At 59.7% G+C, this 8,977-nt stretch carries 6 protein-coding genes; 5 read left to right on the top strand and 1 reads right to left on the bottom strand.

The window, feature by feature from the left end:
* Positions 1-349 (bottom strand): twin-arginine translocation signal domain-containing protein (locus AC1DSG_RS23140; protein ID WP_477792967.1); only part of this gene is annotated, 349 nt, incomplete at its 3' end.
* A gap of 297 nt (positions 350-646) precedes the next feature.
* On the opposite strand from AC1DSG_RS23140, the gene pvdM reads away from it, so the two are divergent.
* The 5 genes from pvdM to AC1DSG_RS23115 all read left to right on the top strand — a co-directional run bounded on the left by pvdM (position 647) and on the right by AC1DSG_RS23115 (position 8,830).
* Positions 647-1,996: a pyoverdine-tailoring dipeptidase-like protein PvdM gene (gene pvdM, locus AC1DSG_RS23135; protein ID WP_477792966.1), complete on the top strand. Its 1,350-nt coding sequence runs from the start codon at positions 647-649 to the stop codon at positions 1,994-1,996.
* Between the two features lie 28 nt (positions 1,997-2,024).
* Positions 2,025-3,305 (top strand): pyoverdine-tailoring periplasmic protein PvdN, encoded by a 1,281-nt coding sequence (gene pvdN / locus AC1DSG_RS23130; protein WP_477792965.1) that lies wholly within the window; start codon positions 2,025-2,027, stop codon positions 3,303-3,305.
* Positions 3,306-3,396: 91 nt separating this feature from the next.
* Positions 3,397-4,275: a dihydropyoverdine dehydrogenase gene (gene pvdO, locus AC1DSG_RS23125; RefSeq protein ID WP_477792964.1), complete on the top strand. Its 879-nt coding sequence runs from the start codon at positions 3,397-3,399 to the stop codon at positions 4,273-4,275.
* A gap of 227 nt (positions 4,276-4,502) precedes the next feature.
* A complete protein-coding gene (locus AC1DSG_RS23120; protein ID WP_477792963.1) occupies positions 4,503-6,152 on the top strand; it encodes a cyclic peptide export ABC transporter in 1,650 nt (549 codons plus the stop codon).
* Positions 6,153-6,367: 215 nt separating this feature from the next.
* The gene (locus AC1DSG_RS23115) at positions 6,368-8,830 is read left to right on the top strand and encodes a TonB-dependent siderophore receptor (protein WP_477792962.1); all 2,463 of its coding nucleotides are present in this window, start codon (positions 6,368-6,370) and stop codon (positions 8,828-8,830) included.
* Positions 8,831-8,977 lie beyond the last annotated feature (147 nt).

The raw sequence follows: 8,977 nt of genomic DNA, 5'->3' as shown, positions 1-8,977 counted from the left end.
GGTCGCCAAGCACCCGGTAGCGCGGTGTTTCGCTGGAACGTAAACGCTCGGCGGTGTCGAGAAAGCCGATCAGGCCGCGCCCTTTGTGGCCGACATCCAGAAACAGCTCCAGACCGTCGCGAGGCAAACCTTCAATACCGGCGTCATGTCCTTCAAAACGAATCTGCCAGACGCCGCGCAGCGTGTCCGCCAACCGTTGGCCGGCGATATCTGCCACGTCAAAAGACGCTTCGCCGGGGGTGATCGTCGGATCCGGTTTCGTCCATTCGCGATGCCCATAAAAAGCCGCAGGCACGACGGCGCCGGTCAGTGCCAGGCCTGCCATGAACCCTCGTCGAGAAATCGTCATTGCCCTACCTGTGTCAGCCATGAAGCAGGCTTTATCCAAGCTAGAACGTTCACACCCTCCGAAAATTTAAAAGCATTGCGGCTCCAACGATCGTTCCCACGCTCTGCGTGGGAACGATCAAAAGCATCGCCAGCAGGCTGGCTCCCACAAGGATGGTGTAAACACCGCAGATCCCCTGTGGGAGCGAGCCTGCTCGCGATGAGGCCATCAGCCTCACTAAATTTCCAATGGCATGACTCGTTCCTCCCAGATAGCAAAGCCCCCAACACCGGGGCAACGAACCTGACTGAGATGAACATGACAAAACCACGTTCAAAAAAGGCGCTGTACCTCGGCCTGCCACTCGCGCTGGCGATCAGCGTCGCTGCCGGTTACGCGGTCTGGGATCACTGGTTCAAGGACAATCCCGGTTACCCGATCAAGGTGATGCAACAGGCCGATGAACTGCAAACGCGCATCCTCTCCTTCGACAGCCACGTCACCGTGCCGCTGGACTTTGGGACTGCCGGCAACGAAGCCGACAAGGATGGCAGCGGCCAGTTCGACTTGGTCAAGAGTGGGCGTGGACGCTTGTCCGGTGCAGCGCTGACCATCTTCGGCTGGCCGGAAATCTGGAACGGCGCCAACGCCCCGCACCGCCCAACCGAAGGCTTTGTCGACGAAGCCCGGTTCGAGCAGGAAACCCGCTACAAAATCATCAGCACCATGGTCCGTGACTTCCCCAATCAAGTCGCCATCGCCTACACCCCGGACGATTTCCGCCGCTTGCACGGCGAAGACAAGTTCGCGGTGTTCATCAGCATGCTCAACGCCTACCCGCTGGGCAACGACCTGAAGGCGCTGGATACATGGGCCGCACGCGGCATGCGCATGTTCGGCTTCAGCTACGTGGGCAACAACGCCTGGGCTGACTCCTCGCGGCCACTGCCGTTTTTCAATGATTCGCGCGATGCCCTCGGCGGACTGTCGGACATCGGCAAACAAGCGGTGCATCGCCTGAATGACCTCGGCGTGATCATCGATGTCTCGCAGATGTCGACCAAGGCCCTGGAACAAGTAGCGCAACTGAGCCGTACACCGATGGTCGCCTCGCATTCGGCACCACGCGCGCTGGTGGATATCCCGCGCAACCTCAGTGACCAGGAAATGCAGCTGATCAAGAACAGCGGCGGTGTGGTGCAAATTGTGGGCTTTGCGACCTACATCCGCCCCTTGAGCCAAACCACCCAAGACAAACTCAACGCCTTGCGCGCCCGCTTCGACCTGCAACCGTTGCAAGGCCTGGAAATGGCGCTGATGCCCGGCGACCCGGTGATCACCGTCTGGTCCGAGCAACGCTTTGGCGAATACGCCAGTCAGCTCTACGCGATTGTCGACGAAGAACCGAAAGCCACGCTCAAGGACTACGGCGACGCGATTGATTACGCCGTAAAGAAAATCGGCATCGACCACGTCGGCATCAGCTCCGATTTCAACGACGGCGGCGGMCTCGAGGGCTGGAAGGATGTCAGCGAAGCCCGCAACGTCACGGCCGAGCTGATCAGTCGCGGCTACAGCGAGGCCGATATCGCCAAGCTGTGGGGCGGTAATTTTCTGCGGGTCTGGGACCAAGTGCAGAAGTCTTCCAGGCCTGTGGCGAAAAACTGAATCCTCTTTGCAAAAGCGAACCTTGCTGATGACCAACCGTCGTTCATTCCTCAAGCAGGCCGGGATTCTCGCGGCCGGCTTGCCCCTGAGCAGCGCTGTGATATTGCCGGCACAGGCTGCCAATCCGCAGCCGCAGCCCAAGGACAAATGGGCACAACTGCGCCAACTGTTCGATCAGGATCCGGACTATTTGCACTTCGCCAATTTTCTGGTGACGTCTCATCCACGACCGGTGCGCGAGGCCATTGAACGGCACCGCGCCAACCTCGACCGCAACCCCGGCCGGGCAATGGACTGGGACCTCGGTGAAACGGAAAAACGTGAGCAGGACGTGCGTGTCTGGGCCGGGCGTTACCTCAAGGCCAAGCCTGAACAGATCGCCCTCACCGGCAGCACCACCGAGGGTCTGTCGCTGATCTACGGCGGCATTCAGGTGCGCCCGGATCAGGAAATCCTCACCACCGAACACGAACACTACGCCACGAACTACGCCCTCGATTACCGCCAGCAAAAGGACGGGGTCAAGGTGCGCAAGCTCAAGCTGTTCGAGAACAGCCGCGACATCTCCGTCGATGAAGTGCTCGGTTCGATCAGCAAAGGCATCCAACCGCAAACCCGCGTGCTGGGCATGACCTGGGTGCAATCGGGCAGCGGCGTGAAACTGCCGATTGGCGAGATCGGCAAACTTGTGGAAGAACAGAACCGCAATCGCGAGGAGAAGGACCGCATTCTGTATGTGGTCGATGGTGTGCATGGTTTCGGCGTCGAGGACCTCGACTTCCCCGACATGCACTGCGACTTCTTCATCGCCGGCACCCACAAATGGATGTTCGGCCCGCGCGGCACCGGGATCATTTGCGCCCGTTCCGCCGAACTCAAGGACGTCACACCGACCATTCCGACCTTCTCCGAAGCCACCACCTTCTCGACCATCATGACCCCTGGCGGCTATCACAGCTTCGAACATCGCTGGGCACTGGACGAGGCGTTCAAGCTGCACCTGGAACTGGGCAAGGCCGAGGTGCAGGCGCGTATTCATGCGCTCAACACCTATGTAAAAAACCGCCTGCTGGAACACCCGCAGATCGAACTGGTCACGCCACAGAGCCCGGACCTGTCCGCCGGCTTCACCTTCTTCCGGATCAAGAACCGCGACTGCGAAAAAGTCGCTGCCCAATTGATGGAGGACCGCGTGGTCTGCGACTCGGTGGAGCGCGATGTCGGCCCGGTGATCCGTATTGCGCCTGGCCTGCTCAACACTGAAGACCATATCGACCGCTTCATGGCCCTGCTGAACAAAACCGCATGACGCCGTGACGCTGAACCCTGTGGGAGCGAGCCTGCTCGCTCCCACACTGGACCTTACATGACGCACCGTTTTCCTTTGCTCGAGATAACGCATGAACCGAGATCAATTGACCCTGCTGCTCAAGGCGCTCGCCCTTACCGCGCTCATGGCCGGACTTATGCCAACCACCGTCCAGGCCGCCCCCCAACCGCAACCCGGCAAAGTATTCAAGGACTGCCGCGACTGCCCGGAGATGGTGGTGCTGCCCGCCGGCACTTTCTCCATGGGCACGCCGGACGATGAAGTCGGCCGCGAGCCCGACGAGGGTCCGATACATGAAGTGACCTTTGCCAAGCCGTTYGCCATCAGCCRCTTCCAGGTCACCGCCGGCGAGTGGGACAGCTACGTGCGCGAGAGTGGCGTGATCATTGCCAACGGCGATACCCGGCCGGGCCGCGAATGCGTCGCCAGCAAGCCGCGTTACCCGCAGACGCCGCGCCAGCCCGCGGTGTGCATGAATTTCGATGACGTGAAAAACTACGTCGCCTGGCTGTCGAAAAAAACCGGGCAGACGTACCACATGGTCAGCGAAGCCCAACGCGAATATGCCGCGCGCGGTGGCACAAAAGGCCCGTTCCCCTTTCCGTTCGATGCAGGCAAGGAATACAGCATCGGCAAGCATGCGAATACCTATGGCCCGGCAGATGGCTACAGCTACAGCTCGCCGGTGGGCAGCTACGCGCCGAACGCCTTCGGCATGTACGACATGCACGGCAACGTTTACGAATGGGTCGAAGACTGCGAACACCCCAACTACGTCGGTGCGCCCACCGATGGCAGCGCGTGGGTAGAGGCCAATTGCGAAGCCGTGCGCATTCGTGGCAATGATTGGGGTGAAGCGCCGGTGTTTTCGCGCTCCGGTAATCGCAACAGCCAGTACCCGCAAGAGCGAGGGGACTGGATAGGGTTTCGTGTTGTGCGTGATCTCTAAGCCTCGCGCCTCATTGATCGTTCCCACGCTCTGCGTGGGAATGCCGCCAGGGACGCTCCGCGTTCCGCTGGTGAATGTGACGCAGAGCGTCACCGTATGCATTCCCACGCGGAGCGTGGGAACGATCATTGCCCTGCCTCCCCGCCGCCAGTCGGCCCCGGTTAAATTAAGTCTTCGATCAGACGTTCTACTGGGTATCTGCCTTACGACCCAAGGAACTGTCTCCCATGCCCCAGCCAACCCGCGGCGCCATCGGCGAATTGTTCGCCCTGTTGAAACCCTTTCGGCTGATCGTCGCCGCGTCCATTTTCCTGGGCATGGTCGGCGGCCTGAGCGTCACGGTCTTGCTGGCGACCATCAACAACGCCCTGCACTCTGACAGCGGCCTTACCCAAGGCGTCGTCGCGCTGTTCGCCGGGCTGTGCCTGTTGGCGCTACTGAGTTCGATCTGCTCGGACATTGGCACCAACTACGTCGGCCAACACATCATTGCCAAGCTGCGTAAACAGCTGGGCGAAAAAGTCCTGTCGGCACCCATCGAACAGATCGAACGCTACCGCAGCCACCGTCTGATTCCAGTGCTGACCCACGACGTCGACACCATCAGCGACTTCGCCTTCGCCTTCGCCCCACTGGCGATTTCCGTGACCGTGACCTTGGGTTGCATGGGATATCTGGCCATTCTGTCGTGGCCAATGTTTCTGATCATGGTGGCGGCGATCCTGATCGGCACGGCGATTCAGGCCTATGCCCAGAGCAAAGGCGTGCAAGGTTTCATGGCCGCTCGCGAGGCCGAAGACGAACTGCAAAAACACTACAACGCGATTGCCGAAGGTGCCAAGGAACTGCGCATCCATCGCCCGCGTCGCCAGCGCATGTTTGTCTCGGGCATCAAGGCCACCGCCGAATTCATCTGCAACACCCAGGTGCGCTCGATCAACACCTTCGTGATCGCCAAGACCTTTGGCTCAATGCTGTTTTTCGTGGTGATCGGCCTGGCGCTAGCCCTGCAAACCTTCTGGCCGAGTGCCGATAAAACCGTGATGAGCGGCTTCGTGCTGGTGCTGCTGTACATGAAAGGCCCGCTGGAACACTTGATTGGCACCCTGCCCATCGTCAGCCGCGCACAAATCGCCTTCCGCCGGATCGCCGAGTTGTCCGAGCAGTTTTCCACCCCCGAACCCCATCTGCTGCTGAGCGATCAGGGCCCGGTCAAACAAGCGGTGCGTGAGTTGAAACTGGCGGATGTGCGGTTCGCTTTCCCGGCCGCCGAAGGTGCGGCGCCGTTCCAGCTCGGGCCGGTCAACCTGACGATCAAGCAAGGCGACATCACTTTTATCGTCGGCGAGAACGGTTGCGGCAAGACCACGCTTATCAAGTTGCTGCTGGGTTTGTACACGCCGCAGCAGGGTGAAATCCGCGTCAATGGCGAGACCATCGACGCACACAATCGCGATGACTATCGCCAGTTGTTCACCACGATATTCGCCGACTACTACCTGTTCGATGATGTGGTCCAGGGCGACACACACATCCCCGAAGATGCGAACACCTACCTGCAACGGCTGGAAATCGCACACAAGGTCAGCGTCAAGGACGGCAGCTTCACCACCACTGACCTGTCCACCGGCCAGCGCAAGCGCCTGGCGCTGGTCAACGCGTGGCTGGAGGAGCGGCCGGTGCTGGTGTTCGATGAGTGGGCGGCTGACCAGGACCCGACTTTCCGCCGGATCTTCTACACCGAACTGTTGCCGGACCTCAAACGCTTGGGCAAGACCATCATCGTGATTTCCCACGATGACCGTTATTTCGATGTCGCCGATCAACTGGTGCGCATGGAAAGCGGTCGGGTGGTCACGGAACTGACCCCTGCCTGAAAAACGCTCGAGACAACCGCATTCTCTGTAGCAGCTGGCGAAGCCTGCGTCGGCCGGTCCGCGTCGCGGCATTGCTGACTGGCACTTCCCTCCAATTCAACCTTTTTAAATTTATTTCCCAGGTTTCTTTCCGGTTTTGCGTCCGCGCTCCGTCTTAATAATCATTCTTATTAACAATAACTCTGCACAACATTTTTCAGGAGCTCAGGTAAGTAATGCGACCTCTACCCCCCCACACACCTCTCGCGTTGGCCGTACAGCGCCCGTCTTTGCATCGCACCCTGTTCACCAGCGTACTGCTGACCGCCGCCTTGCTGGGGAGCTCGATGGCCAATGCAGCACCGGTGAAAGTGAATGTTGCCATCCAGCCGCTTTCCAACGCACTCACCGAACTGGGCATGCAGACCAACCTGCAAATCCTCTACAGCCCGGATCAAGTGGCKGGCATCAAGTCTCGTGCGGTATCCGGTTCGCTGGAACCGTCCGACGCCCTGAAGGCGCTGTTGCAAGGCACCGGCATTTCGTTCCAGATCAATGGCAACACCGTGACCCTGGTGTCTGGTGGCAGTTCGAGCTTGCAACTGGGCGCGACCACCATTTCCGGACAGGCCCTGGGCATGACCACTGAAGACACCGGTTCGTACACCACCGGTGCCACCACCACCGCGATCGGGCTGCCGCTGACCATTCACGAAACGCCACAAACGGTGACCGTGGTCACCCGTCAAATGATGGACGACCGCGGTGTACAAAGCGTTGCCGACGCCTTGCGCAACACGCCGGGCGTCACAACCCAGAAGTACGACAGTGACCGTACCGAGTTTTCCGCCCGAGGCTTTGCCATCACCAACTTTCAGTACGATGGCGTCAACATTCCCTACGACGGCGTCTACGGTGAAAACCCGAACAACGGCGACGACGCGGCCAGCCTCGATCACATCGACGTCGTCAAGGGCGCTACTGGCCTGATGACCGGTGCTGGCGACCCGTCCGCCACGGTCAACCTGATCCGCAAGAAGCCGACCAAGGAGTTCAAGGCTTCGGTCAGTGCCACGGCCGGTTCCTGGGACAACTACCGCACCGAAGGCGACATCTCTGGCTCGCTGACCGATTCGGGCAACGTGCGCGGTCGCTTTGTCGGCGCGTACCAGGACAAAGATTCGTACATGGATCACTACAGCCAGAAAAAAGACATTTACTACGGCATCCTCCAAGCGGATCTGACGGACGACACCCTGCTGACGTTCGGCGTCGACAAGTCCAGCGTCACCCCGCGCGGCAGCTCCTGGACCGGTAATGCGCCGTACTTCACCGACGGTAGCCGTACTGACTTCTCCCGCAGTTTCAACCCGGGTGCCGACTGGAGCCGGCGTGATTTCGACAGCGTCACCTATTTCGCGTCGCTGGAACAAGCGCTGGCCAATGACTGGAAATTCAAGGCCAGCTTCGACCAGAAAACCACCGATCACGATACTCAACTGGCCTCGGCCAGCGGTGGCTCCGCTGACCCTGTTACCGGCGAGGGCAATTTCCTGTACTGGGGTCGCTGGGAAGGTCATCGCGTACAGAACTCCGGGGACGTCAACATCTCCGGGCCGTTTTCCCTGGGCGGTCGCGAGCATGAACTGGTGGCCGGCTTCATGGCGGCCCACTCGCGTCAGACCGGTGCGACCTACGACTCCAGTGCTTTCGAACTGGTGCCGGGCAGCATCTTTGACTGGGAAGGTCACCTGCCGAAACAGGAATTCCCGAAAAACGGCAAATACGAACGCACCCAGAGCCAGAACGGACTTTACATGGCCACGCGCCTGCGTCCGACCGACGACCTGTCGTTTATCCTCGGCGGCCGTCTGAGCACCTTCAAGTACAACGAAGACTACACCTACTATCCGGATGCAAACCTGACCGACACCCACGCAAGCTATAAGGAGCATGGCGTCGTCACGCCCTACGCCGGGGTGGTCTATGACCTGAACGATGTTTACGCGGTCTATGCCAGCTACACCAAGATCTACCAGCCGCAAATTTACCAGGACATCACTGGCAAGACCCTCGACCCGGTTGAAGGCGACAGCTACGAAACCGGCATCAAGGCGGCTTATTTCGAAGGCAAACTGAACGCCAGCTTTGCCCTGTTCCAGATTGACCAAGACAACGTTGCCCAGTACGTCACCACCGACGTCAACACCGGCCGGGACGTTTATGAAGCCATCTCTGGCGCCACCACCAAGGGTGTGGAACTGGAACTGGCCGGTGAACTGGCGAAGGACTGGAACGTATCGGCCGGCTACACCTACGCCCGGACCCGCGACAAGGATGAACAACGCATCTACGGTTTCCCGCTGGCCTCCAGCAAACCGGAACACGTGGTACGTACGTTCACCACCTACCGCCTGCCCGGCGCGCTGGACCAGTTCACCATCGGTGGTGGTGTCAGCTGGCAGAGCGCATTTTACGGCCAGAGCTTCAGCCCGACCGCCGGCAACACCCTGCTCAAGCAAGGCGGCTACACCCTCGTGGACCTGATGACGCGCTACCAGTACGACGAGCACCTGAGCTTCACCGCCAATGCCAACAACGTTTTCGACAAGAAGTACATGTCGGGCCTTGGCAACTTCGGCACCACCTTCTACGGCGAACCGCGCAATCTGCAGATCATGGCGAAGTATGATTTCTGAGGTGTGAGCTGAAATGAAAAATGCCCGTGTCGTGAGATACGGGCATTTTTTTTGGCTGAAAGATCTGTGTTGAATATCAGGCCGCCATCGCGAGCAGGCTCGCTCCCACAAGGGGTCGTCTAAACACCGGAGATCCCCTGTGGGAGC

The organism is Pseudomonas sp. P5_A12 (assembly GCF_056400685.1).
Note: the sequence above shows the minus strand (reverse complement) of the source record. Positions and strands in the feature narration are given on the sequence as shown.